Below are 19,034 nucleotides of genomic sequence, written 5' to 3' on the forward strand. Positions count from 1 at the left end.
ATGGGCGACATTCCCCTCACCATCGCTCAGTACATCGAACTCCGCGGAGACATCGACCTCGACCTTCTGACCGAAGCCACCATCCGTTCCGGCCGGGAATTCGGCTCGGGCTTCCTCCGCCTCGTCGAGATCGACGGTGTGCCGCACCAGTACGTCGACAAGACGCTGGATGACGCCATCACGTATGTCGACCTCCGCGGCGAGGACGACTCCGTCGACGCTGCCCAGAAGTGGATGCGCGCCAATTACAGCGCCCCCGTCGACCTTCTCGAAGACCGTCTGGTCGTGGTCTACCTTCTGCACGTCGGTGAGAATCACTACTTCTGGTTCTGCCGCATTCACCACATCGCGCTCGACGGGTTCGGGGCGATGGCGCTCATCGCCCGGATTGCAGAGATCTACACGGCGCTGGTCGAGTCCACCGAGCCGCCTGCACCGCGCGCGGAAGACCTCGTCCGGATCGTCGAAGACGAGCAGCGTTACCGCAGCTCCGAACGGTTCGCGAAAGACAGGGAATACTGGGCCGAACGCACCGCGCACCTGCCGGAAGCGCCGAGCCTCGCCGGTCGCGCCGCGAAGGTGGGCAAGTTCGCGCGGCTCTCCTCCGAGGCGCTGCCCGAATCGACCGCTACCTTGCTGGACGAGGCACTGGACGGGACGAACGCAAGCTCCGCTCCCGTCGTGGTGGCCGCATTCGCCGCCTACCTCGCCCACATGACCGACCGCACGGACGTCGTGCTCAGTCTCCCCGTCTCGGCACGCACCACCGCCACGTTGCGCCGCTCCGGCGGAATGGTGTCGAACATCGTGCCGCTCCGCCTTCAGATCACTCCGGAGATGACGGTTCCGGAGCTGGTCAAGAGTGTGCAGATCGAGCTGACGGGCGCTCTGCGCCGTCAGCGTTATCGGCACGAGGACATCCGCCGCGACGCCGGCGCGCCCCAGGGGCAGCGTGGTTTCTTCGGCCCGTCCATCAACATCATGATGTTCCACAGCGAGATCAAGCTGGGCACCGTCACCGGACATCAGAATGTGCTCACGACGGGCCCGGTCGAAGATCTTTCCCTGAATATCTACCAGGGCGTCGCGGGCCACAAGATCCACATCGACTTCGAGGCGAACCCCAATCTGTATTCCGCGGACGAGTTGAACCGGCACCACAGCCGATTCTTCGACTTCTTCGAGCGGTTCCTCGGGGCCGGCGACGACGCGCCCGTGTCGGATCTGGCCCCGATGAGTTCCGAGGAACGTGAGCAGGTGGTGTCGGGCTGGAACGGTGAGGTCGTCACACCGCCGGCCGGAACGATCGTCGACCTCTTCGACGCCCAGGTCGCCCGAACCCCCGACGCGACGGCGCTGGTGTTCGAGGGGCAGGAGTGGACGTATCGGGAGTTCGACGCGCGCGTCAACCGTCTGGCCCGGCTGCTGATCGGGCGTGGAGTGGGACCGGAGACGAAGGTTGCCCTCGCGATCCGCCGCTCCCTCGACTCGATGGTGGCGATGTACGCGGTGATCAAGGCGGGTGCTGCCTACGTCCCGCTCGACCCTGATCATCCAGCCGAGCGCACCGCCTACGTCCTCGACAGCGCCCGACCGCAGTGCATCCTGACGGCGACCCGGGACCGGTTGGCGCTTCCGCCCGGCCACGACGTGGTCGAGATCGACGCACTCGACCTCGAGAGCATCGATGCCGGCCCGATCCGCGATGCCGAGCGATTGGCGGACCTTCGGCCCGCCAATCCCGCCTACGTCATCTACACCTCCGGGTCCACCGGACGTCCGAAGGGCGTGGCGGTCGGCCACGGGTCCGTGCTGAACCAGGTCGCCTGGATCGCCGAGCGCTACCAACTCGACGCGAACGATGTCGTGCTGCAGAAAACCCCCACGACCTTCGACGTCTCGGTGTGGGAGCTGTTCGCACCACTCGTCTCGGGCTCACGCGTCGTGATCGCGGCGCCCGAGGGACACCGCGATCCGGCATACCTCGCCGATCTGATCGCCCGCGAGAAGGTCACGGCCACCTCGTTCGTTCCGTCGATGCTCTCGGTGTTCACCTCCGAGGCCGGCCGGGACCAACTGGCCTCTCTTCGGCTGGTTCTCGTTGCAGGAGAAGCTTTTCCGCCGTCAGTGGCGGCTGCGTTCCGGGCACGATCCGACGCGGCGCTGCACAACTTGTACGGCCCCACCGAATTCGCCGTGCACGCCACCGCAGGAGAAGTCGACCGCGAGGCCGTCCACACGGTATCCATCGGAACTCCCGTGTGGAATACCGAGGCGTACGTGCTCGACGGTCACCTGCGACCCACGCCCGTCGGATCCGCAGGAGAGCTCTATCTGGCGGGGGCGCAAACCGCTCGCGGATACGAGGGCAGGCCCGACCTCACGGCAGAACGCTTCGTAGCCAACCCCTTCGGGGTTTCCGGGTCCCGGCTGTACCGTACCGGTGACCTGGTCAGGTGGCGGGTGGACGGCAGTATCGAGTACCTCGGCCGCACCGACTTCCAGGTCAAGGTTCGGGGCCTGCGGATCGAGCTGGGCGAGATCGAGGCCGCGATGTCCTCGTATCCCCATGTCGCGCAATCGGTTGCGGTGGTGCACGACAGCTCCCTCGGGCAGCGGCTGGTCGGGTATGTCGTCCCCGAATCCGGCTCGGACGTGGATGTCGCAGCGCTGATCGATCACGTCGGCCGCGCCGTACCGTCCTACATGGTTCCCGATTCCGTCATGGTGATCGCCGAGATGCCGGTCGGCGCCAGTGGAAAACTCGACCGCAAGGCACTGCCCGAACCTGTCTTCGCGGCGGAAACCAGTGAATACATCGCTCCCCGCAGTGCCATGGAGGAGTCGATCGCAGGCCTCTTCGCCGAGGTTCTGGGCGTTCCGCGCGTCAGCGTCGGCGACTCGTTCTTCGCGCTCGGCGGCGACAGCATCGTCTCGATCCAGCTGGTGTCCCGGGCCAAGGAAGCCGGCGTCCTCTTCACGGCCCGCGACGTCTTCGAGCGCAAGACCGTGGCCTCTCTCGCCGAGGTGGCCACCTCGGCCTCCGATTCCGCAACGGTCCACGTTCTCGAGGAACTGCCGGGTGCCGGTATCGGCACGATGCCGCTGACCCCGGTGGTGCACTGGATGACGGAACTGGGCGGCGACTTCCACAGCTTCTCCCAGTCCATTCTCCTCACGCTCCCGCCGAAGGTCGAGAGGCAGAGGCTTCTTCGCACCCTGTCGGCGGTCGTCGATCGCCACGACGCTCTTCGTTCCGTGTTGCGGCGCAACGACGCTGCGGATAGTTGGACTCTGCAGATCTCGCCGATCGGCTCCGTCGACGTCGACGAGCTCGTCGACCGGGTCGAGTTCACGGAGGGACCGGGCAGCGACTCGTTCGAGGCGCTGGCGGCACACGCCCTCGAACGAACCGTCGACACCCTGGATCCCACCGCAGGCCGCGTGGTGCGGTTCGTCTGGTTCGCGCCCGCGGAGTTCACAGCGGGCGGCGACGCCCCCGAGGGGACCGAGGCCGCAAGCGCCGAAGGGGAGGGCGCCGACACGGAGCCGCAGTCCGGTCGGCTGCTCGTCGTCATCCATCACCTCGCGGTGGACGGTGTGTCGTGGCGAGTGCTGGTGCCCGACTTCGCGGCCGCGTGGTCGCAGATTTCGGCAGGGGCCGATCCGCTGCTCCCGGCGGTGGGCACGTCTGTGCGCCGCTGGGCGCACGGACTGTCCGACAACGCCAAAAGTGCACGGCGAGTTGCGGAACTGGACTTCTGGCGCAACACGCTCGACGGCTCCGATCCGTTGATCGGCTCGCGGGCTCTCGACGGCCGCGACGTGGTCTCCACCACCGGTCGGGTTCGGCTCGAGGTCTCCGCCGACGTCACCGACGGTCTGCTGACCCACGTGCCGCGTGCATTCCACGGTGGTGTCAACGACGGGCTGCTCACGGCGCTCGCACTGGCGGTTGCTGCGTGGCGTGCGGAGCGCGGAATCTCCGAGTCGTCGACTCTGGTGCACCTCGAGGGTCACGGCCGTGAGGAAACGGTCCTGCCGGGAGCAGATCTGTCCCGCACAGTGGGCTGGTTCACCAGTATGTATCCCGTTCGCCTGGCGGCACCAGTGGATGATCTGGGGGACGCGCTCGCCGGTGGGAAGGCCGCGGGCACGGCGCTCAAGACCGTCAAGGAGCAGCTGGCGCAGGTGCCCGAGCACGGTATCGGCTTCGGCCTGCTGCGCTACCTGAACACCGAGACGAGGTCGGTACTCGCCGATCTGCCCAGCCCGCAGATCAGCTTCAACTACCTCGGTCGCGTGTCGGTGGGTGACATCCCGGCGGCCCTGCGTGCGGCGGGCTGGATGCCCGACACCGACACCATGGAACTCACCGGCACCCGCAACAGCGAGATGCCGGTGCACTTCGCGCTCGACATCAATGCGATGATCGTCGATGTCGAAGGGGAGCAACGGCTTTCCGCCACAGTCGATTTTCCGGAGGGTGTGCTCACCACCGCCGAGGTGGAGGAGTTCACCGGGCTGTGGAAACGCGCGCTCGAGGCTCTCGTCGAGCACGCTCGGCGGCCGGACGCCGGCGGACGGACTCCCTCCGATCTCGATCTCGTACCACTGGACCAGCCCCGGATCGATGCGCTCGAGAGCAGCTATCCTGCGCTCGCCGACGTGTGGTCACTCGCTCCTCTGCAGGTGGGCCTGCTGTTCCACGCAGCGTTGGCGAGTAGCACCACCGACGTCTACACCACCCAGCTCGCCATGGACCTCGGTGGAACGGTCGACGTCGATCGCCTGCGCCGGGCCGCGGAAGCCCTCGTCGCACGGCACCCCAATCTGCGCACCGCCTTCGTCCTGGACGAGGACGGCACCGGTATGCAGGTCGTCGTCGACCATGTGGACGTCCCGTGGATGCACGTCGATCTGCGATCGCTGCCGGAGGCAGACCGCGAAGCTCGAGTCGACGCGCTGATGCTCGCGAACCGGACGGACCGGTTCGACATGACGGCGCCGCCTCTCGTGCGTTTCCTGCTCGTGGAGACCGCGCCGGATCGGTACCGCTTCGCCGTCACCAACCATCACATCCTGCTCGACGGCTGGTCGTTGCCGGTCCTCATCCAGGACCTGCTGACCTTGTACGCAGTGGACGGTGAGGCTCTGGCGCTGCCACAGCCGCGCCCGTACCGGAACTACCTCGAGTGGCTCGCCACCCAGGATCCGCAGCAGTCCGTGGCCGCGTGGGCACAGGCACTGGCCGGCGTCGAAGAACCCACCCTTCTCGCGCCGGCGCACGAGGACACCGCTGCGACGCTCACCCCGGGCGAACTCGTCGTGGACCTGCCCGACGAGCTGCTCGCGGCGATGACCGAACGCTCGCGTGAGCTCGGGGTCACCATGAACACCCTGGTCCAGGCGGCCTGGGGCATCGTGCTGGGTAGGCTGACCGGACGGGACGACGTGCTGTTCGGCACCACCGTTTCCGGCCGCCCACCGCAGGTTCCCGGAATCGAATCGATGCTGGGCCTTTTCATCAACACCCTTCCCGTGCGGGTGCGGGTGCGCCCCGGCGACTCCGTGCGAACCCTGCTCGACCGGATCCAGCACGAGCAGACCGAGCTCCTCGACCACCACCACATCGGACTGACCGATATTCAGCAGGGCCTGGGTCTGAGCGCGCTGTTCGACACGTTGATGGTCTACGAGTCCTACCCACTCGACCGTGAGGCACTCACGCAGAGCAGTGACATCGAAGGGCTCCGCGTTCTCGACGTGACGTCCAACGACGCCACCCACTACCCGCTCGCCATCGTCGCGATGACGGACCCGCGCCTTCATCTGACCGCGAAGTTCCTGCCCGAGGTCTTCGAATCCGCCCAGGTGCGGGAGATCATGGCGCGGGTGGTCCGTGTTCTCGAGGCGGTGTCCGGCGACGTCGACACACTGGTCGCGCGCATCGACATCCTCGAGGACACCGAACGTGCGTCGCTCCTCGCGGTGTCCGGCACCGAGGACGCCGAACAGCTTCTGTTGCCCGACATCCTGTCCGCGTCGGTGGCACTCGATCCCGAGCATCTCGCAGTCATCGCCGACGGCGCGACGCTGACGTACGCCGAACTCGACGAGCGGTCGAACCGGCTCGCGCGCGTCCTGATCGGGCGCGGTGTCGGTCCCGAAACTGCTGTGGCGCTAGGTATGACGCGTTCTCTGTACTCCGTGGTCGCCACCTGGGCGGTCGCGAAGACGGGGGCAGCGTTCGTGCCCGTCGATCCGCGCTATCCGGCCGAGCGGGTCGAGCACATGATCGCCGACTCCGGATCGATGCTGGGCCTGACCGTCGCGGCGCAGCGTGAGGGACTTCCCCAGGACCTCGACTGGCTGGTCCTCGACTCCGCCGAGTGCGATGCACTCTCCTCGCGGGAATCTTCGGCACCGCTGGCAGATTCGGAGCGTACCGCGCCGCTACGGGCCCTCCATGTTGCCTACGTGATCTACACCTCCGGCACCACCGGTCTGCCCAAGGGTGTCACCGTGACCCATTCAGGGCTGGCCAACTTCTCCGCCGAACAGCGCACCCATTACGGGGTCACCCCGGAAGCACGCACGCTGCACTTCGCGTCTCCGAGTTTCGACGCGTCCGTCCTCGAACTCCTGCTCGCCTTCGGGTGCGGGGCCACGATGGTGGTGGCGCCGGCAGACCTGTACGGCGGTGAAGAACTCCGCAGCTTCCTGGCTGAACACGAGGTGACGCACGCGTTCGTCACGCCGGCAGCATTGGCGTCGGTCGAACCGTCTGGGCTGGACCGACTCGGTGTCGTAGTGGTGGGCGGAGAGGCCTGCCCCCCGGAACTGGTGGAGCGCTGGGCTCCCGGCCGCCGGATGTACAACGGTTACGGTCCGACCGAGGCCACCGTGATGAGCAACGTCAGTAACGTACTCGAGCCCGGCAAGCGGATCGAGATCGGTGGGCCGGTCTGCGGCGTCACGGTGTACGTCCTCGACGGGCAGTTGCGTCCCGTCCCGGTCGGTGTGGACGGCGAGCTGTACATCGCCGGACCTGGGCTCGCTCGCGGCTACCACGACCGCTTCAGCCTCACGGCCGAGCGATTCGTCGCGAACCCGTTCGGCGAGAACGGCTCTCGGATGTACCGAACCGGTGATGTGGTCCGGTTCGTCGTCGACCCCGAACATCGCGCCGGGTACGGCGTCGAGTATGTGGGCCGCAGTGACTTCCAGGTGAAGGTCCGCGGATTCCGGATCGAACTCGGTGAGATCGACGCTGCCCTGGTTCAGCATCCCGCTCTCGAGTTCGCGACCACGGTGGGCAGCACCATGCCATCGGGCGCGACAGCGCTCGTGTCCTATGTGCTGCCGTCGGCCGGGAGCGCGGTGGACGCCGCCGAGGTCACCCGATTCGTCTCCGGCACGCTGCCTGCACACATGGTGCCCAGTGCTGTTCTGGTGCTCGACGAGATTCCGCTCACCACCGCGGGCAAGCTCGACCGCCGGGCACTGCCCGAGCCCGATTTCGACGCGCTGCAGGGTGAGGTCGTCGAACCCCGCACGGCGGCAGAAGAATTGGTCACCGGGGTTTTCGCCGAGGTGCTCGGACTGTCGAAAATCAGTGTGGCCGAGTCGTTCTTCGACCTCGGCGGTAACTCACTCCTCGCCACCAAGGCGGTCGCGCGAGTGAACGCGGCAGCGGGAACACGACTGGGTGTGCGCGAGCTCTTTGAGGCGCCGACGGTCGAGCGCCTGGCTGTCTTGGTCACCGACAGCGCGGGTTCGGGGTCCGACCGGCCGGCACTGGTCGCACAGCCGCGTCCCGAGCGGGTTCCGATGTCGATGGCCCAGCAGAGCATGTGGCTGATGAACCGGTACGACACGACGTCGTCGGCGTACAACATCCCGCTCGCGGTCCGGTTGTCCGGCAGCCTCGACATCGAGGCGATGTCGAGCGCCGTGTCGGATGTCCTCGCGCGACACGAGTCACTGCGGACCGTGTTCCCCGACTCCGCCGACGGGCCGTACCAGCAGGTCGTCGACGTAGACCAGGTGCCGGTCGATCTGACGCCCGTGCCGGTGCCCGAGTCCGAGCTTCACTCGGTACTCACCGCATTCGCCACCGAAGGGTTCGACGTCACGGCGGCCCCGCCGCTGCGTATTCGCCTGTTCGCGACCGGCGAGACGGAGTTCCTCCTCGTCCTGGTGGTCCACCACATCTGCGCAGACGGTGCCTCGTTGGCTCCGTTGGCGCGGGACGTGATGGTCGCCTACAGCGCCCGGACAGCAGGTGCGGCTCCGCTCTGGCAGCCGCTGCCGGTGCAGTACGCCGACTTCGCCCTGTGGCAGCGCGAAGTGCTCGGCGATCCTGCCGACAGCAAGTCCCTCGCGGCCGAGCAGATTTCCTACTGGGAGAACGCACTGGCCGGGGTACCGGAGCTGATCGACCTCCCTCGTGATCACGCGCGGCCTGCCCGTCAGTCGATGATCGGTGATTCCGTAGACTTCGTGATCTCGCCCGAACTGCGCAGCGGGCTCGAGAAGCTCGGCAGAGACCACGGAGCGTCACTGTTCATGGTGACCCACGCGGCGTTGACCACCTTGCTGGCACGGTTGAGTAACAGCGACGACATCACGGTCGGCACTCCCCATGCGGCGCGAACCGACCAGATGCTCGACGATCTGGTGGGCATGTTCGTCAACACGCTCGTCTTGCGCGCCCGGGTCGACGCGGGTGATTCGTTCGCAGCGCTGATCGAACGGATCCGCGACAACGACCTCGCGGCGTTCGGGCATTCCGACGTGCCGTTCGAGAAACTGGTGGAAGCGCTGCAGATTCGCCGCTCCGCCTCGTATTCGCCGCTCTTCCAAGTGATGTTGGCGTTCCAGAACAATCGTCTGGAATCGCTCGAACTGCCCGGACTCACCGTACGGGTCATCGAGGACATGGCCGAGGGCGCCAAATACGACCTCACCCTGACCATGTCCGAGAAGGCTGATGACGCGGGCCGGCCGTCCGGCCTCGGCGGCCGCTTCACTTTCGCCACCGACCTCTTCGAACGGGAGAGTGTGGAGCGCATCACTCAGCGGTTCGTGCGGATCCTCGAGGCCGTCGTCGAGAACCCACTCGTCGCCGTAGGCGATATCGACATTCTCACCGAACACGAGAGAGCAAAGTTGACCCAAGCACGACCTGCCCGCACGATGACGGTCCGCGAACTACCGCAGCTGCTGGCAGCCGCGGTGGACGTCGCGCCCGACGCCGTAGCCGTCGCACACGACGGCATGCAGGTGACGTACCGGGAGTTCGATGAACGCCTCCGGTTGATGTCTGCGCCGTTGGCCGAGCGGGGAATGGCTCCGGACGCGATCGTGTCCGTCGTTCTGTCCGGTCTGGTTCCGACCATCATGATGGCTCCGCCGTCGGAGGACGGGCAGGACGGTTTCGGAGCGATCCTGGACAAGGTGATCGCCGACGCGTACCGGCTTGTCGGCGACGTGGACCTCGAAAAGTTCGCGGCCGCACCTGCCGTCGTGGAGCCGGCCCCGGCGGACGCGGCGACGGCCCGGCTGGAGTCCCCCCTCACGGCGTGGCAGGACAGCGTCGAACGCGACCCCGAGGCGATCGTGGTGGTCGCCGGGGGAGTGTCGACCACGCGCGCCGAGCTGAACAGACGCGCCAACCAGGTGGCCCGCGAGCTCGCCGAGCGGGGTATCGGCGACGACGACGTCGTCGCCCTGATCCTGCCTCGTTCACTCGACTGGGTCGTCGGCATGCTCGCGGTGTGGAAGGTCGGCGCCGCCTACTCACCACTCGACCAGGCATGGCCTCTCGAACGCATCGCGGGTCTCGTCGACACCAGCGGAGCTCGCGCGGCGATCACCACGTCGTCGTGGCGCGAACTCGCACGGAAGCCGCTGGGCGATCGCGTCCTCGACACGGCCGTGGTCCTCGACGACCCGGACACCGTTCGAGCACTGGACTCCCGCGACGGAAGCGATCTCGCGTTCGACCCGTGGGCGGGCGACGAGGCGGGAGCCCGTCTCGCCTACGTCATCTCGACATCGGGTTCGACGGGACGGCCGAAGCCGACGATGGTGCCGATGGCAGGTGTGCTCAACACTTACCGTTGGTACCGCGACGAGATGCGCATCGCCGAGGGCACCGGTGTTCTCGTGGCGAGCTCGCCGTTGTTCGACCTGACACAGAAGAACGTGTGGGTTCCGTTGATGTCCGGCGGCGTCGTCCATCTGGCGGCCGAGGGCTTCGACCCTGCCGACATTCTGCGGCACCTCGCGATGGCGGACGTCCGCATCGTGAACATGGCGCCCAGCGCCTTCGAATTGCTGGCCGAACTCGACGCAGACGACACGATGGCGTCGCTGGACTGCGTGGTCCTCGGCGGTGAGCAGATTCGACCGGCCGCGTACGCCAAGCTGGTCGGACGAGGCGTCCGCCTCGTCAACTCCTACGGCCCGACGGAAGCGTCGGACGTCACCGCGTCCTACGAGCTCGACCTGACGGCTCCGGACGCCGAGGAAACCCCGATCCCCATCGGGTCGCCGCTGCCCGGTGCCGAGTACTACGTCCTGGACAAGCGTCTGCGTCCCGTTCCGGCCGGCGTGACCGGCGAGCTGTACATCGGCGGTGTCGTGGTCGGGCGCGGTTACGGCGGAATGGCCGATGTCACCGCCTCGCGCTTCGTCGCGAATCCCCTCGGTGATGCGGGCTCTCGCCTGTACCGCACCGGCGACCTCGTGCGCGAGCGCGCCGACGGAGAGTTGATCTTCCTCGGGCGCAGTGACTTCCAGATCAAGATTCGTGGCCTCCGGGTCGAACTCGGCGAGATCGAGTCGGCTCTGACGGCGATGGACGACATCAAGCAGTCGATCGTCGTGGTCTCCGAGCGTCACGGAGTGCAGCGACTCGTCGGCTATGTCACCGCCGCGGCGGGCGCCTCCGTGACGGCTCACGACGTGACCGCGCGTCTGCGTACGCTTCTGCCGTCGCACCTGGTTCCCGATGCGCTCGTCGTCGTGGATGAGATGCCGCTCAACGCGAGCGGCAAGATCGACCGCAAGGCGCTTCCCGAACCGGAATTCGCCACCGATAATGCCGAGTTCGTCGCACCCCGCACCCCGCTGGAGGAGGTCGTCGCCGCGGTCTTCGGTGACGTGATCGGTGTCGATCGCGTGAGCGTCGACGCGTCGTTCTTCGATCTCGGCGGTAATTCGCTGAGCGCCACACGCGTCGCGTCCCGTCTGTCGGCGGCGACCGGCGCCACCGTGGGCATGCGAGATCTCTTCGAAGTCCCCACTGTCGCCGAACTCGCCGACTTCATCGAGCGGCAGGACGGTGATCGGGCGCCCCGACCGGCCCTGGTCGCGCAGCAGCGGCCCGAGCAACTTCCGTTGTCGCTGGCACAGCAGCGCATGTGGTTCCTCAACCGCTTCGACCCGACCTCGCCCGCATACAACGTGCCGTTGACGGTACGGTTCCGCGGTGATCTCGACGTCACCGCGATGGCGTCGGCTCTGTCCGACGTCGTGGCGCGCCACGAGGTCCTGCGAACCGTGTTCCCCGACTCCGATGCCGGCGCACACCAGGTCATACTTCCCGCATCGGACGTCGACCTGGGCCTCGATCCGGTCGAGGTCGTCGAGTCGGATCTGACGGCTCGCCTGTTCGAGTTCGGCTCGCAGGGGTTCGACGTCACCGACACACTCCCGATCCGCGCTCGCCTCTTCCGCATCGCCGCGGACGATCACGTCCTGGTCGTGGTGATGCACCACATCGCCTCCGACGGCGCGTCGACACTGCCGTTGGCACGCGACGTGATGGCGGCCTACGCCGCGCGTGTGTCGGGAGGGGAGCTGCAGTGGCCCGAGCTCCCGATCCAGTACGCCGACTACGCGATCTGGCAGCGCGCTCTGCTCGGATCCGAAGACGACCCGCACTCGCTTGCGGCGCAGCAGATCGAATTCTGGGCGAAGACTCTGGCGGGTCTGCCCGACGTTCTCGAGTTGCCGACCGATCGGCCGAGGCCGGCAGTGCGGTCGATGACGGGTGCCGCCGTCGATTTCACCATCGATGCCGACCTGCACCGCCGGCTGAGTGATCTTGCGCGCGAGCACAATGTCTCCTCGTTCATGGTGTTGCATGCGGCGCTGTCCGTGCTGCTGGCGCGCGTGAGTGCGGGCACCGACATTGCCATCGGCGCGGCGATTGCCGGCCGCGGCGAGGAGGCGCTCGACAACCTCGTCGGCATGTTCGTCAACACGCTGGTGTTGCGCACGCAGGTCGAGCCCGGTGCGTCGTTCACGGCTCTCCTCGAACACGTTCGGGAGCAGGATCTTGCAGCTTTCAGCCACCAGGACGTTCCGTTCGAGCAGCTGGTCGACGCCCTGAAGCCGACCCGATCCACGGCCTACACGCCGCTGTTCCAGGTGGTTCTGACACATCAGGTCAACGGAATTCCGTCGCTCGAGTTCGAGGGACTGGAAGCCGTTCCCGGTGCGGTCGACGTCGAGTTCAGCAAATTCGACCTCACCGTCGACCTGCAGGAGCAGTGGTCCGACGCGGGAGTGGCCACCGGCATCACCGGGTCGCTCGGGTATGCGACGGAAATTTTCGACTCGAGTACGGTTCGCGGATTCGTGGATCGCTTCCTGCGAATCCTCGCGTCCGTCGCGACCGACACCGACATTGCCGTGGGAGACATCCCCATCCTCGATCCGCGGGAGGCCGCTGAGCTGGCTCCGGTCCGGGGCGTCGAGGGAGCGGCGCCGCAGACGCTCGTGGAGTTGCTCGCGGGTGCCGTGGCCGCGAACCCGGACGGTGTCGCCGTCGTCGCGGGCAGCGAATCGATCACCTACCGGGAGCTCGACGCGCGCTCGAACCGCATCGCGCGGGCACTGATCGAGCGAGGGGTGGGCGCCGAGTCGTTCGTCGCCCTGGGCATCACCCGCTCGATCGCTTCCGTGGTGGGCATCTGGGCCGTTGCCAAGAGTGGCGGCGCCTACGTGCCGATCGACCCGAAGTACCCAGACGAGCGTATCGCCCACATGGTCACCGATTCCGGTGTGACGCTGGGGCTTTCCGTCGCATCCGAGCTCGACCGGCTGCCGGCCGGCGTCGACTGGCTGCTCCTCGACGGTGACGACGCCGACACCGCTTGGGCGCAGTACTCGGCGGCGCCGGTCACCGACGCGGACCGTCGTTCGTCGGTGACACCGGCGAACAGCGCGTACGTCATCTACACCTCCGGCACCACCGGGCAGCCCAAGGGTGTCGTCGTCAGCCACCGCGGTCTGGCGAACTTCGCTGCCGAACAGCGTGAGCGTTACCAGGTGACCACCGCGTCGCGGACCTTGCATTTCGCCTCACCGAGCTTCGACGCGTCGGTGCTCGAACTGCTGCTCGCGGTCGGCGCCGGTGCCACTATGGTGATCGCCCCGACGGACGTGTACGGCGGTCCCGAGCTCGCGAAGTTCCTGCGCGAGAACCGGATCACGCACGGTTTCGTCACGCCCTCCGCCCTCGCGTCCGTCGACCCGGCGGGTCTCGACGACTTCCAGTTCGTGGTGGCCGGCGGCGAAGCGGTTCCGGCAGAACTCGCCGCGCGCTGGGCTCCCGGGCGTTCGCTGTTCAACGGCTACGGACCCACCGAGACCACGATCATGACCAACATCAGCGACCCGATGTCCGCTGACGGTCCGGTGACGATCGGTGGCCCGATCCGGGGAACCAGTGCGCTCGTACTCGATGATCGTCTGCGCCCTGTTCCAGTGGGTATCGCAGGTGAGCTCTATCTGTCGGGGCTTGGGCTGGCTCGTGGATACCACCGGCGTACGCCGCTGACCGCCGAACGTTTCGTCGCCAACCCCTACGGCGCACCCGGCGACCGGATGTACCGCACCGGCGACGTCGTCCGATGGAAGCGGGACGAACACGGTGCGCTGACGGCCGACTACGTCGGCAGGTCGGACCAGCAGGTGAAGGTTCGCGGCTTCCGGATCGAACTGGGTGAAATCGATGCCGTCCTCGCGCGACACGAGTCGGTCGAGTTCGTCACCACGTCTGCGTTGACCACCTCGTCCGGCGACGCCGCCCTGGTGTCCTACGTGCTGCCCGCCGCGGGACGAACTGTGGACCAGGCAGAACTGATGGACTTCGCGGGTGAGTTCCTGCCGTCGTTCATGGTTCCGGCCACTGTCATCGCTCTCGAATCCGTGCCCCTGACCCCTGTGGGCAAGCTCGATCGGCGGGCGTTGCCGGTTCCCGAAACGTTCTCCGTCACACGCGAATACCGCGCTCCGCAGTCACACATCGAGCAGACGGTGGCAGCTGTGTTCGCCGAGGTTCTCGGTGTCGAGCGAGTGGGGCTCGACGACGCCTTCTTCGAACTCGGCGGCAACTCGCTCATCGCTACCCGCGTCGTGTCCCGGATCAACACGGCCCTCGATACGGACATCGGTGTACGCGAACTCTTCGAGGCTCCCACCGTCGGCGCTCTCGCGTCGCGGGTGGATGCGCGTGGCACCGGCATCGCCGCCCGCCCTGCTCTGGCACCGCGTCCGCGTCCCGACCGCATCCCGCTGTCGCTCGCGCAACAGCGGATGTGGTTCGCCAACCGCTACGATCCGTCCTCCCCGTCGTACAACATCCCGATGGCACTGCGTCTGTCGGGTGCTCTCGACGTCACAGCGCTGCAGTCCGCACTCGCCGACGTGCTCGAACGCCACGAATCTCTGCGTACCCAGTTCCCGAGTTCCCCTGAAGGGCCGCACCAGGTCATCCGGCCGGCCGCCGAGGTGGATCTGAACCTCGAGGTGACGCACGTCGCCGACGAGTCGGAACTCCGCGATCGCCTGTTGGCCGTCGCCACCACCGGGTTCGACGTCACCAAGTCCGTGCCGGTCCGCGCAGCGCTCTTCCGGGTGGGGGAGGCGGACTCCGCCGAGCACGTTCTCCTCATCGTCATCCACCACATTTCCGCGGACGGCGGCTCGATCGCGCCACTGGCGCGTGACCTGTTCACGGCGTACAGCGCGCGGGTCGAGGGCTCCGCTCCGGCATGGGCGCCCCTCGCGGTGCAGTTCGCCGACTTCGCCCTGTGGCAGCGGGAGGTGCTCGGTTCGGAGGAAGATCCTGCGTCGCCGGCAGCCCGGCAGCTGGACTACTGGGTGAACACGCTCGCCGATGCGCCCGAGCTTCTCGAGCTACCTCTCGACCGCCAGCGCACGCCCAACCGGGTTCCACAGTCTGCGCGAGTCGAGTTCGAGTTCGGCCCTGACCTGAAGGCTGCCCTCGCGGAGGTCGCGCAGGCGCACCAGGCCTCCGTGTTCATGGTGGTACACGCGGCGTTCGCCGTACTGCTGGCGCGAATGAGCGGTACCGAGGACATCGTGGTCGGTACGCCCGTCGCCGGCCGCGGCGACGCCGCCCTGGACGATCTGGTCGGCATGTTCGTGAACACGCTGGTGCTGCGGACAGAGGTCTCTCAGTCGGCGACCTTCGCCGATGTGCTCGATAGCGTGCGCAACACGGATCTGGGTGCTTTCGGAAACACCGACATTCCCTTCGAAAGGCTCGTCGAGGCACTCGCCCCGGCGCGGTCGAACACCTACGCACCGCTCGTTCAGGTGACGCTGACCTTCCAGAACAACGAAGCGGCCAAGCTCGAGCTGCCTGGTCTGACGGTGACGGCACTCGACAACGAGGCCAACCTGGCAAAGTTCGATCTCACCCTCGCCGTCGACGAGCAGGGCGCCGACGCGGACGGTCCGACGAAGGCGATGTTCAGCTACGCGACGGACATCTTCGACGAAGCGACGATCGAGGGCTACCGGTCTCGGTTCCTGGCGATTCTCGATGCGGTCGTGGCGGACAGTTCGGTGATCGTGGGTGACATCGACATCCTGTCGGCCGCAGAACATGCGGAGCTCGGTGGCACTTCCAGCGACGCGGTGGAGTCGCTGGGGTCGCACAGTGTTGCGGAGGAGCTCGCGACGCGGCCGTTGCCGGAGTTGCTCGATGCGGCAGCATCGATCAATCCTCACGGTATTGCGTTGTCTCACAACGGTAACGATGTGACCTACCGGCAATGGCACGAGAAGTCCGGTGAGCTGGCACGTACGCTTGCGAGCGTCGGTGTCGGACCGGAGGCTGCTGTGACGGTGGCCTTGTCGACCTTGCTGCCGGGTCTGCTCGACGGAGCATCCGGTGAAGGTTTCGCGGATCAGTTCGCCGGCATGCTCGCCGGGGTGATCGCCGAAGCCACTTCTGCGTCGGATCGCCGCGCCGGTGCGCTTCCCGTCGACCTCGTGGAGTGCTGGTCGGAGCAGGTCCGGGCAAATCCGGACGCCCTTGCGTTGAAGGGGAACGGCCACGCTCTCTCCCGCCGGGAATTGAACGCCCGGGCCAATCAGCTGGCCCGTGAGCTTGCGTCCCGCGGTGTCCGTCCCGACGACGTGGTTGCCCTGGTGGTTCCCCGCTCGATCGAGTGGATCATCGGCATGCTCGCAACGTGGAAAGCGGGCGCCGCCTACGCACCGATCGATCCGGCCTACCCCGCGGAACGTATCGGCGCCATGCTCCACGACTGTGGTGCTCGTGCCGTTGTCGCCACGACGGCGTGGGCAGGCGCCGACGACGTCGAGGCCGACGTTCTCGTACTCGACGACCCCACCGTGGCGTCGGAGTTGGCGGCACACGATGACTCCGACCCCGTCAATCACTGGACCGAGGACGGATCCGGCGCTCGCCTGGCCTACGTCATCTCCACATCCGGTTCGACCGGTAGGCCCAAACCCGCGCTGGTGCCGATGGCCGGATTCTGCAACATGATGGTGTGGTTCCGCGGCCAACTCGCGCTCGAGCAGGGCGACGGCGTCCTGGTCTCCTCGGCACCCGGATTCGACCTGACACAGAAGACGGTGTGGGGAACGCTGTCATTGGGTGGAGCGATCCACCTTGCGGTCGAGGGATTCGAACCCCAGTCGATTCTCCGTCAGATCGACGAGAACGAGTTGACGGTGGTCAACATGGCGCCCGGCGCCTTCGAGATCGTCGCAGAGCTCGAGCAGAACGAGGAACTTCGTAGTGTCCGCACCATCGCGCTCGGCGGTGAGGCGGTCAAGGCTGCGCCGCTGAAGAAGTTCCTCGACCGAGGAGTCCGCTGCCACAACAGCTACGGGCCTACCGAAGCGTCCGACATCGTCACGTCCTACGTCATCACACCCGAAGATGCGGTGTCCGATCAATTGCGGCTTCCCATCGGCCCCGCACTCGACAACGTGGCGCTGTATGTTCTGGACGGCCGGCTCCGCCGGGTTCCCGACGGTATGACGGGTGAGCTCTATGTCGGTGGTATCGCGGTCGGCCGCGGCTACGGCAACATGTTCGGGATCACCTCCACGCGATTCATCGCGGACCCGTTCGGCGCTCCCGGCACCCGGATGTACCGCACCGGCGACCTGGTGCGGCGCCGAAGCGACAAGAACTACGACTTCCTGGGCAGGACCGACTTCCAGGTCAAGATCCGTGGCCTGCGCATCGAACTCGGCGAGATCGAGTTCGCTCTGCTGGCGCACCCCGACGTGTCTCAGACAGTCGTCGTCGTCCGGGACACCCCGCAGGGACAGCGGCTCGTCGCCTACGCCGTGCCGGCTGCCGGGGATATCGATTCGCGGGAGGTCTTGTCCTCGCTCGCGAAGACCCTTCCCGCGCACATGGTTCCCGACGTCCTCGTAGTCCTCGAATCCATGCCGCTGAACAACAACGGCAAGGTGGATCGGAAGCGGCTGCCCGAACCGCACTTCGACTCCGACGACCACGAGTACGTCGCTCCCCGTACTCCGCTCGAAGAGATCGTGGCCGGCGTCTTCGCCGACGTTCTCGGTATCGAACGGGCCGGCGCCACCGATTCGTTCTTCGACCTCGGTGGAAACTCCCTCAGTGCCACCCGGGTGGTGGCGCGTCTCGAAGAGGCCCTCGGCACGGAATTGACTGTCCGCTCGGTCTTCGAGAACCCGACGGTCGAGGGCGTGGCGGCCGTTGCCGAGCACTCGGCCGACGCCGACCGCGAGCGCCTGCCGTTGACCGCGGGGCCGCGGCCGGAACGAATCCCTCTGTCACTGGCGCAGTCTCGGATGTGGTTCATCAATCAGTTCGACACCGAGTCGGCGGCGTACAACCTGCCGATGGCGGTGCGTCTGAGGGGAAACCTCGACATCGATGCGCTGGGTGCTGCTCTCACCGACGTGGTGGAGCGTCACGAGTCGCTGCGCACCCTGTTCCCCGAGTCGCCCGATGGTCCGTATCAGGTGATACTTCCGACGGCCGAGGCCGTGGAGCCGTTGACCGTCGAGCCGACCACGGACGAGGCCGACGCCTACCGCCGAGCGCGTGCGCTCGCGAACACAGGTTTCGACGTCAGTCTCTCGGTGCCGTTCCGGGTCCGTCTCCTCCAGATGAGTGGAGGCGAGCACGTTCTGGTGCTCGTCGTCCACCACATCGCCGCGGACGGCGCCTCGATGGCACCACTGTTCCGGGACATGATGCAGGCATATGTGACCCGCGCAGCCGGTGACGCACCGGGCTGGGAACCACTGCCTGTGCAGTACGCGGATTTCGCGTTGTGGCAGCGTGAGGTACTCGGCGACGAATCCGACCCGGAGTCGATCGCGTCGCGCCAGGTCGACTACTGGCGTCACGCACTTGCCGACCTTCCCGAGTCGCTCGAACTTCCCACCGACCGCCCGCGTCCGCCCGTGCAGTCGCTGCGCGGCGCGACGCTCGACTTCGACATCGACCCGGACACGCATCGCGCACTGGCGGCGCTCGCCCGCCGGCACAACGCGAGCATGTTCATGGTCGTGCATGCCGCGTTCGCCGTACTGCTCGAGCGGCTCAGCTCGAATACCGATCTCGCCATCGGCACGCCTGTCGCGGGCCGTGGCGTGCGTGAGATCGACGAGATGGTCGGCATGTTCGTCAATACCCTCGTCCTGCGTAGTTCGGTGAATCCGGAGTT

The 19,034-nt window shown here is 66.9% G+C and carries 1 protein-coding gene (running past one end of the window); it reads left to right on the top strand.

Annotation, left to right across the window (positions count from 1 at the left end; translation table 11 throughout):
• On the top strand, positions 1-19,034 hold the 5' portion of the coding sequence (locus JQT59_RS17480) for a non-ribosomal peptide synthase/polyketide synthase (RefSeq protein WP_249354508.1). Its footprint extends 14,743 nt past the window's final position; only the first 19,034 of its 33,777 coding nucleotides appear in the window; its start codon is at positions 1-3; its stop codon lies beyond the right edge, outside the window.

It is taken from the genome of Rhodococcus sp. USK13, from assembly GCF_018343855.1.
GTDB lineage: Bacteria > Actinomycetota > Actinomycetes > Mycobacteriales > Mycobacteriaceae > Rhodococcus_F > Rhodococcus_F oxybenzonivorans.